This window comes from Nocardioides sp. SYSU D00065, from assembly GCF_017916425.1.
Lineage (GTDB): Bacteria > Actinomycetota > Actinomycetes > Propionibacteriales > Nocardioidaceae > Nocardioides.
The window spans coordinates 834,551-855,967 of sequence record NZ_JAFMSX010000002.1 but is presented as its reverse complement, the minus strand read 5'-3'; the positions used below and the strand labels follow the sequence as shown (position 1 = coordinate 855,967).

General features: G+C 72.4%; 23 protein-coding genes and 1 tRNA gene. 7 read left to right on the top strand and 17 right to left on the bottom strand.

Features of this window, described 5'->3' with window-relative positions; all coding sequences use genetic code 11:
- Position 1 precedes the first annotated feature (1 nt).
- The 3 genes from J3P41_RS12145 to kduI form a co-directional block, all read right to left on the bottom strand.
- On the bottom strand, positions 2-1,087 hold the full coding sequence (locus J3P41_RS12145; protein ID WP_210650533.1) for a sugar ABC transporter substrate-binding protein: 1,086 nt from the start codon (positions 1,085-1,087) through the stop codon (positions 2-4).
- 154 nt (positions 1,088-1,241) lie between these two features.
- A complete protein-coding gene (gene kduD, locus J3P41_RS12140) occupies positions 1,242-2,024 on the bottom strand; it encodes a 2-dehydro-3-deoxy-D-gluconate 5-dehydrogenase KduD (RefSeq protein ID WP_307861962.1) in 783 nt (260 codons plus the stop codon).
- Complete coding sequence (gene kduI, locus J3P41_RS12135) at positions 2,021-2,836, bottom strand: 5-dehydro-4-deoxy-D-glucuronate isomerase (protein ID WP_246861945.1); 816 nt, start codon at positions 2,834-2,836, stop codon at positions 2,021-2,023. The genes kduD and kduI overlap by 4 nt, the downstream gene beginning before the upstream one ends.
- A gap of 178 nt (positions 2,837-3,014) precedes the next feature.
- On the opposite strand from kduI, the gene J3P41_RS12130 reads away from it, so the two are divergent.
- A complete protein-coding gene (locus J3P41_RS12130) occupies positions 3,015-3,806 on the top strand; it encodes an IclR family transcriptional regulator (RefSeq protein WP_210650531.1) in 792 nt (263 codons plus the stop codon).
- Positions 3,807-3,831: 25 nt separating this feature from the next.
- Here the strand turns inward: J3P41_RS12130 and J3P41_RS12125 are convergent, their stop codons facing one another.
- The 5 genes from J3P41_RS12125 to J3P41_RS12105 form a co-directional block, all read right to left on the bottom strand.
- Complete coding sequence (locus J3P41_RS12125; protein WP_210650530.1) at positions 3,832-4,521, bottom strand: class I SAM-dependent methyltransferase; 690 nt, start codon at positions 4,519-4,521, stop codon at positions 3,832-3,834.
- A complete protein-coding gene (locus J3P41_RS12120) occupies positions 4,518-5,312 on the bottom strand; it encodes an ABC transporter ATP-binding protein (RefSeq protein WP_210650529.1) in 795 nt (264 codons plus the stop codon). Before J3P41_RS12120 ends, J3P41_RS12125 begins: the two co-directional genes overlap by 4 nt.
- A complete protein-coding gene (locus J3P41_RS12115; protein ID WP_210650528.1) occupies positions 5,309-6,304 on the bottom strand; it encodes an ABC transporter substrate-binding protein in 996 nt (331 codons plus the stop codon). The genes J3P41_RS12120 and J3P41_RS12115 overlap by 4 nt, the downstream gene beginning before the upstream one ends.
- A 60-nt stretch (positions 6,305-6,364) precedes the next feature.
- Positions 6,365-7,456: an iron ABC transporter permease gene (locus J3P41_RS12110; RefSeq protein ID WP_210650527.1), complete on the bottom strand. Its 1,092-nt coding sequence runs from the start codon at positions 7,454-7,456 to the stop codon at positions 6,365-6,367.
- A 136-nt stretch (positions 7,457-7,592) separates the two neighbouring features.
- Positions 7,593-8,543, bottom strand: a complete 951-nt coding sequence (locus J3P41_RS12105; protein ID WP_210650526.1) for a nitrilase-related carbon-nitrogen hydrolase — start codon at positions 8,541-8,543, stop codon at positions 7,593-7,595.
- Positions 8,544-8,613: 70 nt separating this feature from the next.
- Here J3P41_RS12105 and J3P41_RS12100 point away from each other — a divergent pair, with 70 nt between their 5' ends.
- Positions 8,614-9,486 (top strand): LysR family transcriptional regulator, encoded by an 873-nt coding sequence (locus J3P41_RS12100; protein WP_210650525.1) that lies wholly within the window; start codon positions 8,614-8,616, stop codon positions 9,484-9,486.
- Entirely contained in the window at positions 9,483-9,797 is a 315-nt protein-coding gene (locus J3P41_RS12095) for a hypothetical protein (protein WP_210650524.1), read from the top strand. Before J3P41_RS12100 ends, J3P41_RS12095 begins: the two co-directional genes overlap by 4 nt.
- 391 nt (positions 9,798-10,188) lie before the next feature.
- Here J3P41_RS12095 and J3P41_RS12090 read toward each other — a convergent pair.
- From J3P41_RS12090 to J3P41_RS12065, 6 genes are all read right to left on the bottom strand, one after another.
- A tRNA-Met gene (locus tag J3P41_RS12090) sits at positions 10,189-10,262 on the bottom strand.
- A gap of 60 nt (positions 10,263-10,322) precedes the next feature.
- Positions 10,323-13,346 (bottom strand): UPF0182 family protein, encoded by a 3,024-nt coding sequence (locus tag J3P41_RS12085; protein WP_210650523.1) that lies wholly within the window; start codon positions 13,344-13,346, stop codon positions 10,323-10,325.
- Positions 13,343-14,014, bottom strand: coding sequence for a PPA1309 family protein (locus J3P41_RS12080; RefSeq protein WP_246861944.1), 672 nt, complete (start codon positions 14,012-14,014; stop codon positions 13,343-13,345). The genes J3P41_RS12085 and J3P41_RS12080 overlap by 4 nt, the downstream gene beginning before the upstream one ends.
- Positions 14,011-15,063, bottom strand: a complete 1,053-nt coding sequence (locus J3P41_RS12075; RefSeq protein ID WP_210650522.1) for a PDZ domain-containing protein — start codon at positions 15,061-15,063, stop codon at positions 14,011-14,013. The genes J3P41_RS12080 and J3P41_RS12075 overlap by 4 nt, the downstream gene beginning before the upstream one ends.
- 27 nt (positions 15,064-15,090) lie before the next feature.
- Positions 15,091-15,351, bottom strand: a complete 261-nt coding sequence (locus J3P41_RS12070) for a hypothetical protein (RefSeq protein WP_307861961.1) — start codon at positions 15,349-15,351, stop codon at positions 15,091-15,093.
- Positions 15,352-15,393: 42 nt separating this feature from the next.
- A complete protein-coding gene (locus J3P41_RS12065) occupies positions 15,394-15,819 on the bottom strand; it encodes a molybdenum cofactor biosynthesis protein MoaE (RefSeq protein ID WP_210650521.1) in 426 nt (141 codons plus the stop codon).
- A 110-nt stretch (positions 15,820-15,929) separates the two neighbouring features.
- Between J3P41_RS12065 and J3P41_RS12060 the strand changes: the two genes are divergently transcribed.
- Both J3P41_RS12060 and J3P41_RS12055 read left to right on the top strand, forming a co-directional pair.
- Positions 15,930-17,243: a zinc-dependent metalloprotease gene (locus J3P41_RS12060; protein WP_210650520.1), complete on the top strand. Its 1,314-nt coding sequence runs from the start codon at positions 15,930-15,932 to the stop codon at positions 17,241-17,243.
- The gene (locus J3P41_RS12055; RefSeq protein ID WP_210650519.1) at positions 17,240-17,785 is read left to right on the top strand and encodes an NUDIX hydrolase; all 546 of its coding nucleotides are present in this window, start codon (positions 17,240-17,242) and stop codon (positions 17,783-17,785) included. The genes J3P41_RS12060 and J3P41_RS12055 overlap by 4 nt, the downstream gene beginning before the upstream one ends.
- Here the strand turns inward: J3P41_RS12055 and J3P41_RS12050 are convergent, their stop codons facing one another.
- The 3 genes from J3P41_RS12050 to J3P41_RS12040 form a co-directional block, all read right to left on the bottom strand.
- A complete protein-coding gene (locus J3P41_RS12050; RefSeq protein ID WP_210650518.1) occupies positions 17,786-18,331 on the bottom strand; it encodes a M48 family metallopeptidase in 546 nt (181 codons plus the stop codon).
- Positions 18,332-18,380: 49 nt separating this feature from the next.
- Positions 18,381-19,448, bottom strand: a complete 1,068-nt coding sequence (locus tag J3P41_RS12045; RefSeq protein WP_307861960.1) for a PHP domain-containing protein — start codon at positions 19,446-19,448, stop codon at positions 18,381-18,383.
- A gap of 199 nt (positions 19,449-19,647) precedes the next feature.
- Complete coding sequence (locus J3P41_RS12040; RefSeq protein WP_210650517.1) at positions 19,648-20,442, bottom strand: enoyl-CoA hydratase/isomerase family protein; 795 nt, start codon at positions 20,440-20,442, stop codon at positions 19,648-19,650.
- A 191-nt stretch (positions 20,443-20,633) separates the two neighbouring features.
- Between J3P41_RS12040 and J3P41_RS12035 the strand changes: the two genes are divergently transcribed.
- Positions 20,634-20,792: a DUF5679 domain-containing protein gene (locus J3P41_RS12035; RefSeq protein ID WP_090969683.1), complete on the top strand. Its 159-nt coding sequence runs from the start codon at positions 20,634-20,636 to the stop codon at positions 20,790-20,792.
- A gap of 114 nt (positions 20,793-20,906) precedes the next feature.
- On the top strand, positions 20,907-21,398 hold the full coding sequence (locus J3P41_RS12030) for a hypothetical protein (protein WP_210650516.1): 492 nt from the start codon (positions 20,907-20,909) through the stop codon (positions 21,396-21,398).
- Positions 21,399-21,417 lie beyond the last annotated feature (19 nt).

Below are 21,417 nucleotides of genomic sequence, written 5' to 3'. Positions count from 1 at the left end.
GTCACTGGATCGCGCCCTGCGACCGGCTGAAGAGGTTGCCGCACTCGAAGTCGGACTCGTCCACCTCGGGAGCCTTGAAGTCGGCGACGTTGTCGCTGGTGATGAGGAACTGCTCGGCGAACCAGGCGCGGTCCTCGTCGGCGATGTCGTCGACGGAGAGCTCGCCGGTGGCCACGCAGTAGCCGATCGCGAGGCCGATGCCGCCCTGCCACGGGCCGTCGGAGGAGACGGTCGCGGTCATGGTGCCGTCCTCGATCGCGGTGAGGGCGTCCGGCACGGCGTCGATCCCGACGACCGCGACGTCGTCACGGCCGGCCTGCTCGAGCGCGGCGAGGGCGCCGAGCGCCATGTCGTCGTTGGCCGCCCAGATGCCCTTGATGTCCTCGCCGTGCTTGGTGAGCAGCGTCTTGGTCACTGCGAGCGCCTCGTCGCGCGAGAAGTTGGCGGTCTGCTGGTCGAGGAGCTCGACGTCCGGGTTCGCCTCCAGCGACGCCTCGAGGCCGGCGAAGCGGTCCTTGGCGGCACCGGTGTCCAGGATGCCCTGCAGCGCGATGATCCCGCCCGAGCCGCCGATGGCCTCGGCGAGCGCGTCGCCGATCTGCTGGCCGGAGTCGACGCCGTCGTAGGTGATGTGGCTCAGCCACTGGTCGTAGTCGGTGACGTTGACGTCGGCCGGCTTGTTCCACTGGGTGACGAGGTAGGCCCCGGCCTCCTCGGCGCCCTCGACGATCGGGAGGGTGTCGGAGTCGCCGTTGGGCAGGACGTTCATGACGAGGCACTCGGTGTCGCCGGCGAGGAGCTGGGTGATCTGCTCCTGTTGCTTGGTCGAGTCGCCGTCGTAGGTCAGGCGCTCCTGGCTCAGGCCGACCTGCTCCGCGAACGCGTCGCCGCCGTCGAGCCACGACGCCTCGTAGGGGTTGGACTCGTTGCGCACCTGGCCCACCAGGGTGACGTCCTCGGGCGCGCAGGCTCCGGCCTCGGAGCCACCGCCGCCGCCACCGGACGCCTCTTCGCTGCAGCCCGCCAGGGCGGCGGCAGCCAGTGTCAGGCCGATCACGACTGCGGTCGGTCGAGAGGTGAACTTCATGGTCGATCCTCATTCTGTGTGGGTGCCGGTGTCCCGGCGGTGGGCATTTGGGTCAGGTACTGCCCCGAGGGTGGGTGGTGCTGTGGTGCTGAGCTGTGCTGTTGAGCTGGGTGGTCCTGAGCTGTGGTGGTGCTGTGCGGTTCGGGGGTGGCGCTCAGCGCGCCATCCAGCCGCCGTCGACGACGAGGACGTGGCCGTTGACGTAGTCGGCGGCCGGCGAGCTGAGGAAGACCGCCGCGCCGGCGACGTCCTCGGCGCTGCCCCACCGACCGGCCGGGATCCGCTCGAGGATGGAGCGCGAGCGATCGGCGTCCTCGCGGAGCGCGGTGGTGTTGTCGGTGGCCATGTAGCCGGGGGCGATCGCGTTGACCTGCACGCCGCGGGGCCCCCACTCGTTGGCCAGCGCCTTGGTGAGGCCGGCGACGGCGTGCTTGCTGGCGGCGTACGACGCCACCCGCAGGCCGCCCTGGAAGGACAGCAGGCTGGCGATGCTGACGATCTTGCCGTGCCCGCGCTCCACCATCGGTCGGCCGAGCTGCTGGCAGAGAAAGAACAGGCCGTTGAGGTTGACGTCGAGGACCCGCTGCCAGGCCTCGCGGTCCAGGTCGACAGTGTCCTGCCGGTCGATGATGCCGGCGTTGTTGACCAGGACGTCCACCTGGCGCGAGCCGGTGAGCTCGGCGCCGACACGCTCGACGGCGTCGAGGTCGCTCACGTCGAGGTCGACGACGTCGACGCGGCCCCCGATGTCGCGGATGGCGTCACGGGTGGCGTCCTGCGCACCGGGTCGACCCACCAGGACGACGTCGGCGCCCGCGCGGGCCAGTCCCACCGCGACCGCGCGGCCGATGCCGCGACCGGCGCCCGTCACCGCCGCGCACCTGCCGTGCAGGTCGAACGGCGAGCGGGCGTCCGCAGGACTCGATGCGTCGATCACAGGTCCTCCACGGCCACGGCCGAGAGGTCGGTGTAGCAGTTGTTCTCGCCGGCCATGGCCCAGATGAACGCGTAGGAGCCGGTGCCCGCGCCGGCGTGGATGGACCACGGCGGGGAGATGACGGCCTCGCGGTTGCGCACGACGAGGTGGCGGGTGTGGCCGGGCTGGCCCATGAAGTGGAAGACGCGGTCGTCCTCGGCCAGGTCGACGTAGCAGTAGACCTCGGTGCGGCGCGCGTGCAGGTGCGGGGGGAAGGTGTTCCACACCGAACCGTCGGCGATGACGGTGACGCCGAACTGCAGGACGGACGTCTCCAGCTCCTGGCCCCACGCGTAGCGGAAGAGGCTGCGCTCGTTGGCGGCCTCGGCGGAGCCGAGCGCGACGGGCTCCACCTGGTCGTGGCTGAGCAGCGTCGCAGGGTACGTCGCGTGCGAGGAGGCGGAGACGAAGTAGAAGGCGGCCTCCGCGCCGGCGAAGGACACCTCGCTCCCCCGGCCGACGTAGAGGCCGTCAAGGTGCTCCAGCTCGAACTTCTCGCCGTCCACCAGCACGTGGCCCGCGCCACCGACGTTGACCACGCCGAGCTCGCGGCGCTCGAGGTGCGACTCGGTGCCGAGGACCTCGGTCCACGCCGGGAGGTCGAGCTGGCCGGTGCCGGGGACGGCTCCGCCGACGACCATGCGGTCCTCGTGGGTGTACGTCGCGTTGACCTCGCCGTCGACGAACAGGTCACCGACCAGGAACGTGCTGCGCAGGTCAGCCGTGGTGGCCGTCTCCGCACTGGTGGGAGACGTGGAATACCGAACCTGCATCACGCTGCTGCTCCTCGTTTTGTGAACTGCGTTCGTCTATGTGAACTCGGTGGAGCGTATACGTGACGCCGGTCACGGTCAAGGGCTTGAACGAGTGTCCATGTATGCGAACTCGGGGTACGCTCGTATCTCCGGGGCCGGCTTCGTGCCACGATGAGGACACGAGGAGGAGACTGCGATGCAGCTTGAGAAGGACATCACCGCCACGAGTGCGGCCGGACCGGTCAAGTCAGCCGCGCGGGCGCTCGACCTGCTCGACGAGATCGCCGCCCGGGGGCCCGGGACGCAGCTGCAGCTCTCCACCCGGCTCAACATCCCCAAGAGCAGCCTGCACGCCCTTCTGCGCACCATGACCGACCGCGGCTGGCTCCAGACGGACCCGACCGGCAGCGTCTACCAGCTCGGCATCCACTCCCTCGTCGTCAGCTCCGCCTACCTCGACGGAGACCCCGTGCTCGCCCGGGCGCAGTCGGTACTCGACGAGGTGGCCGCTGCGACCGAGGAGACGGTGCACCTGGGGCGCCTCGACGGCCACGACGTCATCTACACCGCGAAGCGTGAGTCGATGCACCCGCTGCGCATGCACTCCGCGGTGGGCCGCCGCCTGCCCGCCTACGCCACGTCGCTGGGCCGGGCGCTGATCGCGGAGCTGCCGGTCGAGGAGCGCGCCGTGATGGTCCCCGAGCAGATCAGCGCGATCACCCCCAACACCACCACCGACAAGCACGCCGTGCTCGAGATCATCGACCGGGCCTCGATCCAGGGCTACGCGACCGAGAGCGAGGAGTCGTGCATGGGAGTGCGCTGCTTCGGCGTCGCGCTCCCGTTCAGCCACCAGGCCGTCGACGCCCTGAGCGTCGCGGTGCCGATCAGCCGGCTCGACAACGGCCGCGAGGACCTCATCATCGAGACCCTGCTCAGCGTCAAGGCGCGCCTCGCCGCGGCGCACGGCAACCTCCTGGTGCGCTGACCGGCGCCCCGACCAGGTCGGACCCTCAGGCCTTCCGGCCGACGAGCAGGTACTGCACCACCACGTCGTGGCCCGGCGCCACCCCGAGCCTCCGGTCGAGCTCGAGGACCTCCGCCAGCGGGGTGACGGTGACGTCGGCGAGCCCGCCGCGCACCATGGCGTCGCGCACCTCCTCGATGCTCCGCGCCTCCGCCAACGGGAGCCTCCCGGCGGGACGCTCGCCGTACAGGTCCCCGAGGCCGTCGGCGAACCACGTGCTGTCCGCCATGGCGACGACCCCGCCCGGACGCAGCAGCCGCAGCCAGTTGCCGACCGCCGCCTCGGGGTCGCGCAGGGTCCACATCACGTAGCGGCCCACCACCGCGTCGAAGGACTCCGGCGGGAGGTCCGGGTCCACCGCGTCGCCCTCGAGGAAGCGCGGCGCGCGACGATCCGTCGCGGCGTGCTGCTCGGCGATCGCGAGCATGCCGGCCGAGAGGTCGATGCCGGTGACCCGGTGCCCCAGCCCCGCCAGCAGCCGCGCGACATGACCGCTGCCGGTGCCGACGTCCAGCACGTCGGCCGGTGCCGGCGGCAGCGCCGAGGACCAGGCCCTCCCCCACACCTCGAGGTCGAGGTCGCGGCGCTCGGGGCGCTGCTGGTAGGCGTCGTAGGACGGCGCCCGCTCGGTCCAGTACTCGTTGATCGTGTCCTGCAACCCGGTGTCGTGGTTCATGCGCGGGAGTCCTCCTGGATCCGGATGTGGGGGTGGAAGAGCAGGTGCAGCTGGCCGCCGGCACGCACGCGCTCGATGCCGATGCCGTACACCGGCTCCAGCACCTCGGGCACCAGCACCTCCTCGACCGGACCCGACGCGGCGATCCGCCCGCCGCCGAGCAGGACGACGTCGTCGCAGTAGCGGGCGGCGAGGTTGAGGTCGTGCAGCACCACGACCACCGTGCGGTGCAGGTCGTGGGCGAGACCGGCGACGATGCCCAGGACCTCGTGCTGGTAGCGGATGTCGAGGTGGTTGGTCGGCTCGTCCAGCAGCAGGTGGGTGGCCTCCTGCGCCAGGGCGCGCGCGATCAGGACCCTTTGCCGCTCCCCGCCCGAGAGACCGGCGAAGGAGCGGCCGGCCAGGTGCGAGGCGCCGACGCGGGCGAGCGCACCGGCGGCGATCTCGTGGTCGACGGCGCCGGTGCGCTGGAAGGTGGACAGGTGCGGGCTGCGGCCCAGCAGCACCGTCTCGGCCACCGTCAGAGCGCTCTCGCCGCCGCTCTCCTGCACCACGACGGCGACGCGACGCGCGGCCTCCCTGGCGGGCAGCGCGGCGAGCCGGTCACCGTCGACGGTCACGGTGCCGGTTGGGCTGGCCAGCACGCCGTGGAGCAGGCGCAGGAGGGTGGTCTTGCCGCTGCCGTTGGGCCCGATGAGGCCCAGCACCCGCCCGTGGGGCGCGGACAGCGACACCGCGCTGAGGACCTGGGCGGAGCCGTAGGACCAGGAGAGGTCGTGCGCGCCGATCACGAGGTGGGGCCGAACCTCTCCACGATCCGCGCCAGTCCCTCGACCACGAGCGGGGACGGCGGCTCGGTGAAGTTGAACAGCTGCACGAGGACGTCGCCGTTGCGGACCGCCGTGAGGTCCTCGGCGCCCGGCAGCTCGGTGACCGCCGCCTCGACCGCGGCCGGGTCGCCCTCGCTGTGGAGCAGGACCAGGACGTCGGGATCGCGACCCAGCAGCTCCTCGAGGCTGACCTCGAAGACCCGCTCGTCGACGTCGCCGAAGACGTTCTCGAGACCGGCCGCCTCGAGCTGGGGGTGCGCCATGCTCCTCGTGCCGTAGGCGTACGTCGTGCCGCCGCCGACCGTGGGGTAGAGCACCGCTGCCGTGCGTCCCTCCGGCTCCCCCACCTCGGCCTCGATCTCCCGCAGGTCATCCTCGAGGTCGGCGATGGCCTCCCGCGCCTGGCGCTCCCGCCCGAAGACCTGCCCGTAGAGCTCGAGCTGCGCGTACACGTCGTCGAAGCCCGGCTCGTCGACGCCGGCCTCGCACAGGGCGGGTTCCTCGATGAGGGGGACGCCGACCGCGTCGAGCGACTCGCGCGAGAGGTTGTCGACCTGGCCGAGCACCAGGTCGGGCTCCTGGGCGAGGACGACCTCCTTCGAGATCTGCAGGTGACCGCTGCTGTCGAGCTCGTCGGTGAGCAGCGGGATGTCCTCCAGCGCGGCGAGCGTCTCCTCGTCGTAGTACTCCGCCGGGTACTGCCCGGCGCGCGCGGTCACGCGGTCCATCACCCCGATCTCGTGCAGGAACGGCACGGCCGAGCTCTTCAGCAGCACCAGGCGCTCCGGCGCCTGCTCGAACCTCACCTCGGCGCCACAGTTCTCAACGGTGACGGGGTAGGACCCGGTGCTGGTGGACGTGGGCGCGCTGTCGCTCTCCGCCGCACCGCAGGCGGAGAGTCCGGCGGCGAGCAGCACGGCGGCGGCAACGGCGTACGACGTGGGCTGGGGCACGTGGGGTCTCCTGTCGGTGGGCACGGGCGGGATCGGGCGGGATCGAGCGGCGGGATCGGGTCAGGCGGCGGTGGCATGCAGGCGGCGGATCAGCACGAGCAGGAACGGGGCGCCGACCAGGGAGGTGATGATCCCGATGGGGATCTCCTGCGGGGCGAAGAGCGTGCGGGCCAGGACGTCTGCCCAGACCAGGAGGATCGCCCCCATGAGCGCGGCGACAGCCACCACGCGCACATGGGCGCCGCCGACGGCGCGACGCGCGAGGTGCGGGACGACCAGGCCGACGAAGCCGATGCTGCCCGCGGCGGAGACGACCACACCCACGCACAGCGCGACCAGCACCAGCAGCTGCAGCCGAAAGCGCTCCGGGTGGACGCCGAGGGTGTGGGCGGTCTCGTCGCCGATCGACAGCGCGTCCAGGCGCCGGCCCCACAGGGTCAGCGCGCCGGTCGCGCCGACCACCACGACCGCCACGACCGCGAGCGGCAGGTCCCAGCGCGCCAGACCGAGCGACCCGAGCAGCCAGAACATCACCGACCGCGCGCCCTCGGCCGAGCCCGAGGCGAAGATGAGGAAGCTGGTGAGCGCGTAGAGCGCGTATCCGACCGCCACCCCTGCCAGCAGCAGCCGGACCGACGTGACGCGGCCGGCGCTGCGGGCGACGAGCAGGACGAGCAGCGACGCCGCGAGCGCGCCGAGGAAGGCGGTCACCTGCAGCGTGTGCTCCACGACGCCGGCGCCGAGGCCGAACAGGATCGCCGCGGCCGCACCGCTCGAGGCGCCGGAGTTCACGCCGAGCAGGTAGGGGTCGGCCAGCACGTTGCGGACCATCGCCTGCAGCGCGACGCCGCAGATCGCCAGGCCGGCGCCCACAAGGGCGCCGAGCAGCACGCGCGGGAGCCGCACCTGCCACACGATCGCGTCCACCGGCGCGCTCCAGGACCGCTCCCCCGGCCAGCCCACCACGTGGTGGGCGACGACCTGCGCGATCGTGCCGGCCGGCACCGAGAAGGCGCCGATCCCGACACCGGCGACGACGGTGGCGAGCAGTCCGGCCACGAGACCGAGCAGCCAGGCGGACGTGCGTCGGCGTACGGCGCCGAGGTCGAGGACGGCAGCCGCGTCCGGCCGTGTGGCGGTGCCCGTCGTCATCCTGCCCCCGCTGGTCTTGTTGCAACCTTTTTGCAACAGCGACATCGTAGCGACAGGCGGCGCCCATGGGCGCCGGTGGCCCACTTCGGGCGCTGGGAGGATCTCCTCGCCCGGGGGCGCGCTGGACGGCGGCTCGCTAGCCCCCGAACCGCACTGTTCTGGCGTCGACCTCGTTGCCGTAGCGCTGCGTCAGCGGAGCGTAGAGGTCGGGGCGCCGGCCGGTCAGCCAGCGGCGGCCGGTCGACGTGGGCAGCAGGCCCAGGTCCAGGTCGGCGATGACCACGGCGTCGGCCGCGGCGGTGGTCTCGGCCACGATGCGGCCGTAGGGGTCGAGCACCATGGCGTTGCCGGTGCGGATCTCGTCGTCGTCGCGCCCCACGCCGTTGCTGAAGACCACGAACAGGCCGTTGTCGTGGGCGCGGGCCGGTAGCCACCGCATCAGCCAGCCGCGGCCGTTCGGACCCGTGATGGCGGCCGCGATCGCCTCGGGATCCTCCGTGCGCCGGTCCCACAACTCCACGGGGACGGGCTTCATGCCGTGCGGGCTGCGCGAGTTCGTGCCACCGGTCTGGTGCGGCGCCAGCAGGACGTCGGCCCCCAGCAGGGCGGTGATCCGGACGTTTTCGACGAGGTTGTTGTCCCAGCAGATCAAGATGCCGGCCCGAACGCCCCACGGGGTGTCGAAGACCGTGTAGTCGCTGCCGCTGGAGATCGCCTCGTGCTCGAAGGCGTGCAGCTTGCGGTGGACGTGGACGCCCCCGTCGGGCAGGCAGACAGCGTACGAGTTGAACAGCCGGCCGTCGGCGCCCCGCTCGAGGAAGCCCGCCCCGACCCCGATCCCGAGCTCGGCGGCGAGCTCCCCCACCGCGCGGACCAGAGGGCCGTCCGACGCCTCGGCCAGGTCGTGGAGCGTGGCCGCGTCGTGGCGGCGCAGGTGCCAGTAGCCCAGCAGGCACATCTCCGGGAACACGACCAGCTGCGCCCCGTCCGCCGCAGCGGCGGTGGCGAGGCGGCGCACCGTCGCCAGGTTCTGACAGGGGTCGTCCGGTACGGCTTCGAATTGGACCGTCGCGACACGCAGGCTCATGTCTCCATTCGACTGGCCGCCCCGGGTTTCTGTCCACTAACAATATTCCGGCCTGCGATAACCTTGCGGAATGGATCACCGCCTGCTCCGGACGTTCGTGACGACCGCCCAGAGTCCCACGTTCGGGGCAGCGGCCGCCCGGTTGCGCATCACCCAGCCGGCGCTGACCAAGCAGGTCCAGCAGCTCGAGCGGCTCGCCGGGACCGTGCTCTTCGTGCGCGGTCGTCGCGGCGCGCGCCTGACGGCCGCTGGACGCACCCTGCTCGCGGAGGCGACCGAGCTCGACCGCCGGTTGCGGGAGTTCGACCACCGGCTGCGACGTCTCGCCGCCGGGGAGGAGGGGCACCTCGCACTGGGCTTCGGCCTGTCGAGCATCGAGCTCGCCCCCAGCCTCGTCGCCCGGTTCCGCGACCGCTGCCCGGAGATCACCGTCGCCCTGGACGACCTCCCCTCGTCGGTCCAGGTCGAGCGCCTGCGCACCGGCCGGCTCGACGGCGCGTTCGTGCGCATGCCCGTGCCGCCCGACCTCGAGGCCATACCCCTGGCCCGGGACCGCCTGGCGATCGCCTCCGCCCGCGGGGTGGAGCCGCCGGGCACGGGTGTCCTCGCGGCATGGCTCGAGGACCACCCGCTCGTACGGCTGCGCCCCGCCCGGGGGCCCGGCCTCACCGCCCAGGTGGACGGGATGCTCGAGGAGCTCGGATGCCGACCGGAGATCGTGCAGGAGGCGGACGACCTCCAGACGGTCCTGGCGTTGACCGCCGCGCACCTCGGAGTCGCCGTCGTACCGGCCAGCGCCGAGCGGATCGCGCCGCCGGGGGTGCAGCTCGTGGCGATCGACGCGCCCCGTGCCGAGTGGGAGGTGGGCTTCGCCTGGAACCCGGCGGCGACCAGCGGTGCGCTGCGCAGGTTCCTTCCGCTGCTGGACCGAGGAGGAGCATGACTGCGATGGACCGGGCCGTGAAGGGCATGGAGCATCGGCAGCTGCTCCGCAGCGCCGTACCGCTCATCGCGGCCGGCTTGGGGGTCGCCGGCCTCTACGCCTGCCTCGCCGCCTCCAGCGGCGTCACCGAGTTCTGGATCGGTGTGCCCCTCGGCCTCCTGGGCGCCGCCTTCGCCTCGGTCGGCTACCTCGGTCGCCTGCGGGAGATCCGCAGCCCCCGACCGTCGACAGGCCGTCACTACCCGTGGTTGTTCCTCGGCTGGGCGTGCATCATCGGCGGCCTGCTCGTCCCGCCGTACGTCCTCGCCTAGGCTGCGGCGCGTCCGACGTGGCCCTCCGCCCGATGACGGCTTGGTCACCTGCCGCTCGGCCGAGCACTCGTCGACGCCCTGCTCGCCTTGCCTCGCGGAGCATGGGAGCGACAGCCCCTAGGCGTCCTCGGCATGCCCCCGGGATGCGTTTGGGGAAGCCGCGCATGAGAGCGTCCCGACCTGCCGCGACCCACGCGTCCCTGCCGGCCGGATCAGCGCTTGTGCAACGTCATGATCTCCGCCGGTCCGGACCGAGGATTCTCATGACGTCTCGAACTCCAACGTCCGGGTCTGCCGCTGTCTGCGCGCTTCGGTAGAGAAGACGTGGGAAACCGCGACACACAGCAACAGGGCCTGATCTGCGTTTCCGCAGGTCAGGCCCTGTTCTTTGTAGCGGGGGCAGGATTTGAACCTGCGACCTCTGGGTTATGAGCCCAGCGAGCTACCGAGCTGCTCCACCCCGCGTCGGTGAACAGAACATTACAGGGCTGCTCGGCGAGACCCCAAATCGGGGTCCCCGGACGCTCAGCCGGCCAGGCGGACGGCCTCCTCGATCAGCTCGCGGCCCTCCTCCATCAGCCGCGCCCACCGCACGGTGTCGCCCGCCTGCTGGGCCTCGTCGGCCTCGGTGAACTTCGCCTCCGCCTGCACCAGCAGCCGGCGGATCTGGGCCTGCGTGCCGCCCGGCACCGGGGTGGTCGGGGTTTCGGTCGGCTCGGCCGCCGGCGACTCCGTCGGCTCGGCCTCCGGGTCCTCCGTCTCCGGGTCCTCGGTCTCCGGGTCCTCGGTCTCGGGTTCCTCACCGTCGTCCGGAGCGACCGCGCCGTCGAGGGAGTCGGCGATGGCGTCGCGCAGGGTCTCGCCGATGCCGACCCGGCCCTGGTAGGACACCAGCACGAAGCGCAGGATCGGGTACGCCGACTCGTCGTCGCGCCGGGTGTAGAGCGGCTGGACGTACATGAAGCTGTCGCCGATCGGCAGGGTGAGCAGGTTGCCGAAGACCGGCGTCGCATCGCCCTGGGTGAAGCTCAGCAGCTCCTGGCGCACCGTCTCGTCGGTGCTCAGCGCCGCGGCGATCAGGCGGGGACCGTCCGTGCGCGTGTCCGGCAGCTCCAGCACGGAGATCTTGCCGTAGTCCTCGCTGGTCGCGTCGCTGTTGACGCTCATGTACGCCGCCAGGTTGTCGCGCTCGCGCGGGACGTACACCGAGGTCAGCGCCCACGTGGGCTCGCCGGCGGCCTCGGAGAAGAGCCGGTACGGCGGCTGTAGCCGGGTGGAGGCCTGCGGGTCCTTGGGGACCTCCCACCGGGTCGAGCCCTCGAACCAGTCGGCGGCCGAAGTCTCGTGGTAGCGCTGGAACTGGTAGCGCTGCGCCTTGAACAGGTCCTCGGGGTAGCGCAGGTGCGGCACGAGGTTCTCGGGGATCTCCTCGCGCGGCTCGATCAGTCCGGGGAACACCTCCTGCCAGGCCTGCAGGATCGGGTCGGACTCCTCCCAGGCGTAGAGCCGGACCGTCCCGTCGTAGGCGTCCACGGTCGCCTTCACCGAGTTGCGCATGTAGTTGATCTCGTCGGTGGGCAGCGTCTGGAAGCCGTTGTTCTGCTGCAGCGAGTCGTCGGTCATCGTCTCCAGGGACTCACGCTGCGACAGCGGGTACTTGTCGGTGACCGTGTAGCCGTCGAGCACCCACTGGATCCGGCCGTCGACGACCACCGGGTAGGGGTCGGAGTCGACGGTCAGCCACGGCGCGACCTTCTCGACCATGGTCCGCGGGTTGCGGTCGTAGAGCACCTTGGAGTTCTCGTTGACCAGGCTGGACAGGACGAAGTTGGGCTCGCTGAACTTCACCGCGTAGAGCAGCTTGTGGAAGAGGCTGCCGACCGGCACCCCGCCCTCGCCGTCGTACGTCGTCTCGGGGCTCTCCCCCTCCTCCTCGTCCTGCGACGAGGGCAGCACCAGCTCCACGTCCTGGCCGTCGTCGGCCTTGCCCACGATGCTGTACGTCGGGCTCTGCTCGCCGAAGTAGACGCGGGTCTCGACGCCCTCGGGCGACAGGCTGGTCAGCGCGTCCTCGTCGGCCTGCTGGCCTTGCGCCCACTGGATGCTCAGCGACTGCTCCGAGTCGTCGGCGGGGCGCTGGTTGGCATAGGCGGCGATGACGCCGTCGCCGTGCGTGTAGACGGTGTGGAGGTTGGACCAGTTGCGGTCGCCCTCGTCGAGAGCGTCCTGGTCGAGCTCGCGCACGCCGAGCACCACGGCACGGTCGACGCCCTCGATCTCGTAGCGGTCGACGTCGAGGACGTCGCTCACCGAGTAGTAGCCGCGCACCTGCTGCTGCTGCTCGAAGACGTCGCTGACGACCTGCGGGTCGACCAGCGGCACGTTCGCGGTCTTCTCGTCGAGTGCCTCGAGGCGACCCTCCGCGGGCACCTCGCTGCCGGACACGGACCCCATCTCGACGTCGTCGAGCGCGTACGCCTCGCGGGTCGCGTCGATGTTCTCCTTGATGTACGGCCCCTCGCGCACCGGCACGTTGGGGTTGACCCGGATCGCCTGGACGACGGTCGGCACGATGAGCCCGAGGACGATCGCCGACAGCGCGAACAGGGCCACGCCGACCGACGGCAGCAGCCAGGTGCGGCGCCAGATGTTCGCGAGGAACAGCAGCGCGCACACGATCGCGATGCCGGCGAGAATCTCCTTGCCAGGCAGCACCGCGTTGTCGTCGGTGTAGCCCGGGCCCGTGAAGATCGGGCCGGAGCTCGTCACCAGGTCGAAGCGGTCGAGCCAGTAGTCCACGGCCTTGGCCAGCACGAACAGCGCGAGCAGCGCCGAGACCTGGATCTGTGCGGCACTCGTGAGCCGCTCGCCGGGACGCGCGGCGAGCCTGATGCCGCCGAAGAGGTAGTTGACCACGATGCTGGCGAGCAGGCCGACCACGGCCAGCGCCATGACGTAGTCGACGAGGTAGTGCCAGAAGGGCAGCTCGAAGACGTAGAACCCGGCGTCCTTGCCGAAGTAGGGGTCGGTCTTGCCGAAGGGCTGGCTGTGCCGCCACAGCGAGTAGTTGCGCCACTGGCCGGTCGCCGATGCGCCGGCGAACAGTCCCATCACCGCCGCAGCGCCGGCGATCACCCAGGTCATGCGCGGCCCGAGCACCTGCCGGTAGCGGTCCATCCCGTCGTCCGGGACTCCCGGCATGCCGGGGAAGATCATCGGGCGGAAGCGGTAGGCCATGGCCATGCTGAGGGCCACCACCGCGGCCATCAGGCCCGCGAAGACCAGGAACAGGCCTGCGCGGGTGAGCAGCAGGGTGGTGAAGACCTCCCCGTAGCCCACGGAGCCGAACCACAGCCGCTCGGTCCAGAACGATGCGAAGCCGCTGAGCAGCATGAACGCGACGATCAGGATGATCGCGGTGATGACCAGCGCGCCCGGGCGGCGCGAGGCCCCGGTGGGCCGCTGCGGCCCCGGTCCGCCGGCTCCGCCAGGCCTTCCGGGACCGTCCGGCCCGTTCGGTGAGCTCGGTCGGTCGAAGGGTGTGCTCATGCGGGTCCCTGCTCGGTGCTGGAGTGACGGGGGTCGTGCGGGTCGTGCAACGTGGCGTGGAGGAGCTCGAGCAGGCCCGGCACCAGCTCGGTGCCGTTGACCACGGATTGCTCGTCGTCGTGGGCGCGCAGCCGCAACGCGCAGTAGGACGCGCCGGCGCGGGTCACGCCCGCCACCATCCGCACCTCCTGCCGGTGCGGGTGCTCGCGGGCGTACAGCTCGGCAGCGGCCGGGTCCTCCGGCAGGTCGTCGTCGGCGCCCGGCGGAAGCACCAGCCGCTCGATCACCGCCGCGCACCCGGCGACGGCGTCGGGCCACACGATGCTCGGCAGCGCCTCCTCGAGCGCCTGACCGGGCGGCAGCCCCTCCTGCTCGATCGGGGTGAAGGAGCCGTCGTCGCCGGGACCGTCGATGGCCATCGCGGCGGCCAGCGCGGGCTCCTGCGCCACGAGCTCGGCCGTGTCGACGAGTGCGTACAGCCGGGCGGGCTGGTCCCAGCCCTCCTGGGCGACGTGCGCCTCGATCTCGAGCACGGCCGCGGCGAGCGCCGGGTCCTCGGGAAGCGGAGGGACCTCGGCTGGGATCTCGGCTGGGATGTCGGCTGGGATGTCTGCCGAGGTCTCGTCGCTGCCCTGGGCGGGAGGCTCGATCGGGTCCGGGTCGGTCATGAGGCGGTGTCCTCGCAGGTGGGGAGTACGGCGTCGCGGTCGGCGACCCAGTCGGCGAGGCTCTCGACCGCGCCGTGCATCGTGGTGGCGCGGGCCAGCCGCATGTCGCCGGAGTCCACGTCTCCGATGCCGCTGCAGTTGTCGGCCGGCACGAAGAACAGCTCGGCTCCGGCGTCGCGCGCGGCGGCGATCTTCTGCTGGATGCCGCCGATGGGGCCGACGTCGCCGGAGGGGGTGATGGTGCCGGTGCCGGCCACCGCGGCGCCGCCGGTCAGCGAGCCCGGGGTGAGGGTGTCGAGGACGGCCAGCGACATCATCAGCCCGGCGCTGGGGCCGCCGATGTTGTCGGCGATGTCGACGGTGACGCGGAACGGGAAGTCGAAGCCGGGCCCTGGGGTGATGCCCACGCGGGGCTCGCCGTCGACCTCGCGGGGTGTGACCTGCACGGTCATCCGCTCGTCGTCGCGGCGCAGCACGAAGTCGACCGGCTCCCCTGCCTCGGCGCCCCGCACGGCGTCGACCACGTCCTGGGCCTCGGTGATCTTCGTGCCCGCGACCTCGAGGAGCACGTCGCGCACCTCGATCTGTCCCTCGGCGGGCAGGCCGGGGGTGACGTCGAGGACCTCCACGACGGGGTCGACCTCCTCGCCGAGCTCGGTCAGGGCCGCCGCGACCGCGGTGTCCTGGGAGGAGACCATCGCCACCGCGGACTGGCGGTCGCTGGACTCGTCGGTCTCGTCGGGGGCGTAGACCGAGGACCGCGGCCACACCGCGGCGTCGGGGTCGAAGTAGGCCTGCAGCAGCTCGGGCAGCGTGACGTCGTCCTCGGGCTGGGTGACGTAGACGGTGGTCATCCGCAGCTCGCCCGCGTCGTAGTAGGCCTTGTGGCCGGTGACCTTGACGGTCTCCTCGCCCTTGTCCTCAGCGAGGATGTCCACGGTCGGTCCGGGGTAGTAGGTGACGTAGGGCAGCGGCACGAACGCCGCCGTCCCCCACAGCACGGCCAGCAGGCACAGCGCGAGCAGCCCCGCCCTGGTCCGCTGACTCATGGGCGCAACTCTCTCAAACAAGCACAACTAGGACGCGCGACGGGTGGCGTCCTCGGCTGCGGCCCGGCCGTGGCTGGGACGCACCGCGATGCCCGTGCTGCGGTCGCGCGCCGGCGCCGGCGTACGCCGGGTGCCGCCGGGGAGCTCCTTGGCCAGCGCCCTGCCCAGCCGCTCGGCGGCCACGTCGCGGTCGACCTCGCCGTGGCTGTCCCGGCCGACCCACGAGACCCACGCCATCGCGACGAGCGTCACCACGGCGGAGGGCACGAGCCAGAGCAGGATCTCCACGCTCCGAGCGTAGGCGGCGATCGCGGCAGCGGCGGGCAGGCGCTACGGCGTGCCGACCCACTCCTCGGTCTCGTCGTCGAAGACCTGGTGCTTCCAGATCGGCACCTCGGCCTTGAGCGTGTCGATGAGGGCCCGCGACGCGGCGAAGGCGTCACCTCGGTGAGCGGCGGTGGTCGCGACGATCACGGCGAGGTCACCGACCTCCAGCGCACCGACCCGGTGCACGGCCGCCACGCCGCGCACGTCGTGCTCGGCGGCCACGCGTCGGCACACCTCCTCCAGGCGCGCCAGCGCGGTGGGGTGCGCGGAGTAGCCCAGCGCGGTGACGCCCTTGCCGCCGTCGTGGTCGCGGACCTGCCCGATGAACAGCGTGAGCCCGCCGGCGCCGTCGTCGCCGAGGGCGTCGACCACCTCGGTGACGTCGAGCGGGGTGTCGCGGATGCCGACCAGTCGCACGGGGTCACTCACCGGACCGAGTCTAGGCGCGCCGGGACCGCGGCGGGACGCGTGGCGAGAGGCGCCGAGACCCGGGCGGGGACTGGGGCGGGGACTGGGCGACGGTGAGTACCGTGGCTGGCATGAGTGACAGCCCTGGGGGCCCCGGACCGTCCGGTCAGGGCCCCGACGACCAGAACCCCTTCAAGGGCACGCCCTTCGAGCAGATCTTCTCGCAGATGGGCGGCGCCGGCGGCGCCATGCCCGACCTCAACGCCCTGATGGCGCAGATGCAGTCGCTGTTCGCGCCGCACGACGGGCCGGTCAACTGGCAGACGGTCACCGACCTGGCCCGCCGCACCGCCGCGCAGGAGCCCGACCCGACGGTGACCCCGGCCCAGTCCGCCGCGGTCGCCGACGCCGTACGTCTTGCCGACCACTGGCTCGACACCACCACCGAGTTCCCGTCGGGCGTCACCACGACCGCTGCGTGGTCGCGCGCGGAGTGGATCGTGGAGACCATCGACGTGTGGAAGGTGCTCGTCGAGCCGATCGCCGGGTCGGCGACCGCCGCGCTGGGCGAGGCCATGCCCGAGGAGATGCGCCAGCTCGCCGGCCCGCTGATGGCGATGCTCGGCAAGGCCAGCGGCGCCATGGTCGCCTCGCAGGTCGGCAGCGGCCTGGGCGTCCTGGCCGGCGACGTGCTGAGCGCCTCCGACATCGGGCTGCCGCTCGGACCGATCGGCAAGGCCGCTCTCCTGCCGACCAACGTCGCGGCGTTCGCCGCGGAGCTGCCCGACGTCACCACCGACGACGTCCTGCTCTACCTCGCCCTGCGCGAGGCCGCCCACCAGCGCCTCTTCGCCGGCGTCCCGTGGCTGCGCGATCACCTCATCGGGGCGGTCGCCGAGTACGGCGCGGGCATGGACTTCGACACCTCCGGCATGGAGGCCAAGCTGCGCGACATCGACATGTCCAACCCGGCAGCCATGCAGGACGCGCTGGCCGGCGGGCTGTTCGACCCCGAGCCCTCCGCGACGCAGAAGGCGGCGCTCGAGACGCTCGAGGTGACCCTCGCCCTGGTCGAGGGCTGGGTCGACGAGGTCGTCTCGCAGGCCACCGCGGAGCGGATGCCCGCCGCTGCCAAGCTGCAGGAGACCGTACGCCGTCGGCGCGCCGCGGGCGGCCCGGCCGAGCAGACCTTCGCCACGCTCGTCGGCCTCGAGCTGCGTCCGCGCCGGCTGCGCGACGCGTCCACCCTGTGGGGCTCGCTGCGCACCCGTCAGGGCGCCGAGGCGCGCGACGGCGTCTGGATGTCGCCGCACCTGCTGCCCACCGCCAAGGACCTCGACGACCCGCTGGGGTTCCGCGAGGACTCCGTCGCGCCGGGCCAGCTGTCCGAGGAGGAGTTCGACGCGGGCCTGCGTGACCTGCTCGACGGTGGCAGCGACAGGTGAGCCTGCACGCGGACGCCCGGGCCGTGCTGTCCGGGTGGACGCCCGCGTCCCCGCGCCTGGCGGAGCTGCGCGAGCGGTTCCTCCACCACCTCGCCGCGCATCCCGACGCGATGACGCGCGCGTGCCTGCCCGACCACCTCACCGCCGGCACCGTCGTCCTGACGCCGCAGGCGGACGCCGTGCTGCTCAACCACCACCGCAAGGCCGACGCCTGGCTGGCCTTCGGCGGTCACTGCGAGCCCGGTGACGCCACACTGGCGGGCGTGGCGCTGCGCGAGGCCCACGAGGAGTCGGGACTGCGCGAGCTCGCCCTCGACCCGGTGCCGCTCGACCTCGACGTGCACGCCGTGGAGTTCTGCGTCCCGGGCACGACCGTGCACCACCTCGACGTACGCTTCCTCGCCACCGCGCAGCGCGGCGCGGACCACCGGGCCAGCGAGGAGTCGCTGGACGTGCGCTGGTGGCCCCTCGACGCGCTGCCCGAGCTGCTCCCGGACATGCGGCGTCTCGTCGGCGACGCGGTGGCTCGCCTTCGCGGCTAGCTAGCCGTCGAGGTCCTCGCCGCCGGGCGGAGGCTCGAGCCGGGCGGCGGCCGAGTAGCCCTCGAGGTAGCCCTTGGCCTTCTCGGCGCGGGGGTAGCGGTCCACCCAGGCCCAGAACTCCGGCGTGTGCCCGGACTCGAGCAGGTGGGCCAGCTCGTGGACCAGAACGTAGTCGACGACCCATCCGGGCACCCGCTGGAGCCGGTCGCTGAGCCGGATGGTGCGATCACCGGGCGTGCACGAGCCCCATCGGGCGTTCTGGTTGGTCACCCATCGCACCGAGGCCGGGACGGCGAGACCACCGAGGTAGAGGTCGTTGAGCTTGGCGGCCCGGGCGACGAGGTCGTCGTCGGAGCGCAGCCTGCGCTTCTCCTGCCGCTCGATCCGCGCGACCATGTCGGCGACCCACGTGGCCTCGTCGCGCTTGCTCATCGTGGCCGGGATCAGCACGACGATGCGGTCGCCGTCGCGGTAGGCCGAGACCGTCCGGCGGCGGCGGCGCGAACGGCGCACCTCCACCTGGGGCGGCCCGGTCGACGTGCTCATGGGGCCGAACCTAGCCCCCTGCGCCCACGGCCGGGTGGGGGCGCGCGGGTCAGAGACGGGCGGAGGCCCACTCCAGCAGGCGGTCGCGCTTCCACGTGGTGACGATGCGGTCCGGGTCGATCCCGGCCTCGACGGCCCGGGCGGCGCCGTAGTCGAGCATGTCGAGCTGGCCGGGCGCGTGCGCGTCGGAGTCGATGGAGAACAGGCAGCCGAGGTCCCGGGCGAGCTCGAGCAGCTGGGTGGGCGGGTCGCGGCGCTCGGGTCGCGAGTTGATCTCGACCGCCACGCCCTCCTCCGCGCACGCCGTGAACACGGCGTGGGCGTCGAACTGGCTCTGCGGCCGGGTGCCGCGGTTGCCGGTGACGAGGCGACCGGTGCAGTGGCCGAGCACGTTGGTGTACGGGTTGCGCACCGCCGCGACCATCCGCTCGGTCATCGGCGCGGCTTCCATCTTGAGCTTGGAGTGCACGGACGCGACGCGGACGTCGAGCTGGCCGAGCATCTGCGGGGCCTGGTCGAGCGACCCGTCGTCGAGGATGTCGACCTCGATCCCCTTGAGCAGCGTGAAGCCGCCGGCGAGGTGCTCGTTCACCGCCTCCACCACGCGCAGCTGGCGGGTGAGCCGCTCGGCGCTCAGCCCGTTGGCCACCCGCAGCCGCGGACTGTGGTCGGTGAGCACGAGGTAGTCGTGACCGAGCTCCATCGCGGTCATCGCCATCTCCTCGAGCGGCGACCCGCCGTCGGACCAGTCCGAGTGCGAGTGCAGGTCGCCGCGCAGCCGGGCGCGCAGCTCCTCTCCACCACGCGCCAGCGGCCCGGCGGTCCGCTCCAGCGCGACCAGGCGCTCGGGCACCACGCCGTTGCACGCGTCGGTGATGACGGCCGCCGTGCTGGGACCGATGCCGGCCAGCTCGGTCAGGGTGCCCGCCTCCGCCCGGCGGCGTACCTCCTCCTCCGGCAGCGGCAGGATCGTGCGCGCCGCCTTGCGGAACGCCTCGATCCGGCGGCTCTCCTCGCGCTGACGCTCCATGAGGAACGCGATCCGGCGCAGCGTGGCCACCGGGCCGCGAGGCTGCGGCCCGGGCCCGCCGTCCTGGGTCACGTCGTCCTGGGTCACGTCGTCTCCTCCACAGCCGCGCCGTCGCCGTTCCTGCTGGTCACCCGCACAGTACGGCGCCCGCGGGCGGGTGTCGCCCACAGGTCCCTCCCCACCGGCGGGGTCGTCCTCCACGACCTCCACGCCGCCGTGCACACTTCGTCCACAGCCCTGTCCACAGGCGTGGAGAGCGATCTGTGGAGCGTGACGACCCGCCCGCTCACCGACCGCGGAACTGTGGCGCCCGCTTCTCCCGGGCAGCCCGGATGCCCTCCTGCAGGTCGTCGGTGGCCAGCGTGATCGGCTGCGCGAGCGCCTCCCACTGCAGCGCCGCCTCGACGTCGGCGTGCCCGCCGTCGGCCAGTGCCAGCTTGGTGAGCCGCGCCGCGACCGGCGCGGTCGCTGCGATGCCGGCCGCGGTGTCGAGCACCTCGTCGAGGAACGTCGCGGCACCGATCACGCGCGAGACCATGCCCAGCCGCAGCGCCTCGTCCGCGTCGACGAGCCGTCCCGTCAGGATCAGGTCGCGCGCGTGCGCCAGCCCGACCACCTCGGGCAGGAGCCAGGTCCCGGCCATCCCGGGGTGCATGCCGAGCTTGGTGAACGGCACGCCCATTCGGGCGCCCTCGGCGGCGTAGCGGATGTCGCAGGCCAGGGCCAGGCAGAGGCCGGCGCCGATGGCGGGGCCGTTCACCGCCGCGATGGTCGGCACCTCCAGCCGGCGGATCGAGAGCCAGGCCCGGTAGAAGGGCAGCATCCGGGTGCGGAGGAGGTCGACGCTCGCGTCGGGGTCTCCGGCGATCCACGAGGTGTTGCCTCCCGAGCAGAACGCGCTGCCCTCCCCCGTCACCACCACCGCGCGGACGGACCGGTCGGCGGCCAGCTCGTCGATGGCCGCAACCCATGACGAGGTCATCTCGTCGCTCATCGCGTTGCGCATGTCGGGGTTGTCGAGGGTCAGCAGGGCGACCCCCTCGGAGGGGCGCTCGAGGCGCAGATGGGTGAGGTCTGGCATGGGGTGAGGGTACTGACGACGCCCCGCGCCGGAACGGCTGGTTTCACGCTCAGCGCGTGTGGTGCGTGAGCGTGGCCCACGCGTGGCGTAGGGTCGTCGGCGGAGCGCTGGCAACCGCCAGGCTCCCCGACGGGCTTCCCCATCGACAACCCCGTCGCGACGACCACGAAGTAACGAGCAAGGAGGCCGTCATGGCGGAGACCTGGAGCGGTGAGTTCTACTGCGTCAAGTGCAAGGAGAAGCGCGAGGCGGAGGGCGAGATCAAGGTCAACGACAAGGGCACGAAGATGGCCAAGGGCGTCTGCCCGGTCTGCGGCACGAACCTCAACCGCATCCTCGGCAAGGCCTGAGCCTCAGCCCTCGGGCTGAATAGCAGCGGCGTCACCTCCGGGTGGCGCCGCTGCTCGCATTTCGCGGGCTGTGGAGGGCGCCCACCGGCGACTCGCGCGTGGCACCGTCGGGGCATGGACGCCGTACCGCTCCGCGCGCAGCTCGACTGCCCCGACCCGTGGCACGCTCCGGTGGCCGCCGCTCTCGGCGCTGCGGGCATCCGCCTCGATGCGGGCGCCGCGGTCGGTGTGGCGGTGACCCCGGGTCGCCTGGTGTCCGCGACGCTCGACGACTGGAGCGTCGCCTCGCTGCCCCACCTGCTGGTCGCCGTCCGGCCCCACGCCGTCGAGGTCGGCCCGTGGGTGGCACCCGGTGTGGGACCCTGCGCGCGGTGCGTCGCCGCGGCGGTCCTCGACGAGGGCCGTCCGGCCCGCGCCGGGGAGGCCGCGCGAGCCCTGCTCGCCCTGGCCGCCGGCGCCGCGGCGCGCGAGCTCACCGCGTGGAGCCGGGGCGAGACCCCGCACAGCTGGCTGACCTCGTGGACCTTCGGCCACCATCCGGTGCCGCAGGCCCGGCGTTGGCAGCGCCACCCCGACTGCGGGTGCGCCTGGTTCGACACGGCCTGAGACGACCGGTGACCACGCG

Bases quoted from the DNA above. Each gene is read 5' to 3' on its own strand.
- J3P41_RS12145 (WP_210650533.1), bottom strand. From the start codon at position 1,087: ATGAAGTTCACCTCTCGACCGACCGCAGTCGTGATCGGCCTGACACTG.
- kduI (WP_246861945.1), bottom strand. From the start codon at position 2,836: ATGCAGGTTCGGTATTCCACGTCTCCCACCAGTGCGGAGACGGCCACC.
- J3P41_RS12130 (WP_210650531.1), top strand. From the start codon at position 3,015: ATGCAGCTTGAGAAGGACATCACCGCCACGAGTGCGGCCGGACCGGTC.
- J3P41_RS12125 (WP_210650530.1), bottom strand. From the start codon at position 4,521: ATGAACCACGACACCGGGTTGCAGGACACGATCAACGAGTACTGGACC.
- J3P41_RS12110 (WP_210650527.1), bottom strand. From the start codon at position 7,456: ATGACGACGGGCACCGCCACACGGCCGGACGCGGCTGCCGTCCTCGAC.
- J3P41_RS12105 (WP_210650526.1), bottom strand. From the start codon at position 8,543: ATGAGCCTGCGTGTCGCGACGGTCCAATTCGAAGCCGTACCGGACGAC.
- J3P41_RS12100 (WP_210650525.1), top strand. From the start codon at position 8,614: ATGGATCACCGCCTGCTCCGGACGTTCGTGACGACCGCCCAGAGTCCC.
- J3P41_RS12095 (WP_210650524.1), top strand. From the start codon at position 9,483: ATGACTGCGATGGACCGGGCCGTGAAGGGCATGGAGCATCGGCAGCTG.
- J3P41_RS12085 (WP_210650523.1), bottom strand. From the start codon at position 13,346: ATGAGCACACCCTTCGACCGACCGAGCTCACCGAACGGGCCGGACGGT.
- J3P41_RS12080 (WP_246861944.1), bottom strand. From the start codon at position 14,014: ATGACCGACCCGGACCCGATCGAGCCTCCCGCCCAGGGCAGCGACGAG.
- J3P41_RS12075 (WP_210650522.1), bottom strand. From the start codon at position 15,063: ATGAGTCAGCGGACCAGGGCGGGGCTGCTCGCGCTGTGCCTGCTGGCC.
- J3P41_RS12060 (WP_210650520.1), top strand. From the start codon at position 15,930: ATGAGTGACAGCCCTGGGGGCCCCGGACCGTCCGGTCAGGGCCCCGAC.
- J3P41_RS12050 (WP_210650518.1), bottom strand. From the start codon at position 18,331: ATGAGCACGTCGACCGGGCCGCCCCAGGTGGAGGTGCGCCGTTCGCGC.
- J3P41_RS12040 (WP_210650517.1), bottom strand. From the start codon at position 20,442: ATGCCAGACCTCACCCATCTGCGCCTCGAGCGCCCCTCCGAGGGGGTC.
- J3P41_RS12035 (WP_090969683.1), top strand. From the start codon at position 20,634: ATGGCGGAGACCTGGAGCGGTGAGTTCTACTGCGTCAAGTGCAAGGAG.
- J3P41_RS12030 (WP_210650516.1), top strand. From the start codon at position 20,907: ATGGACGCCGTACCGCTCCGCGCGCAGCTCGACTGCCCCGACCCGTGG.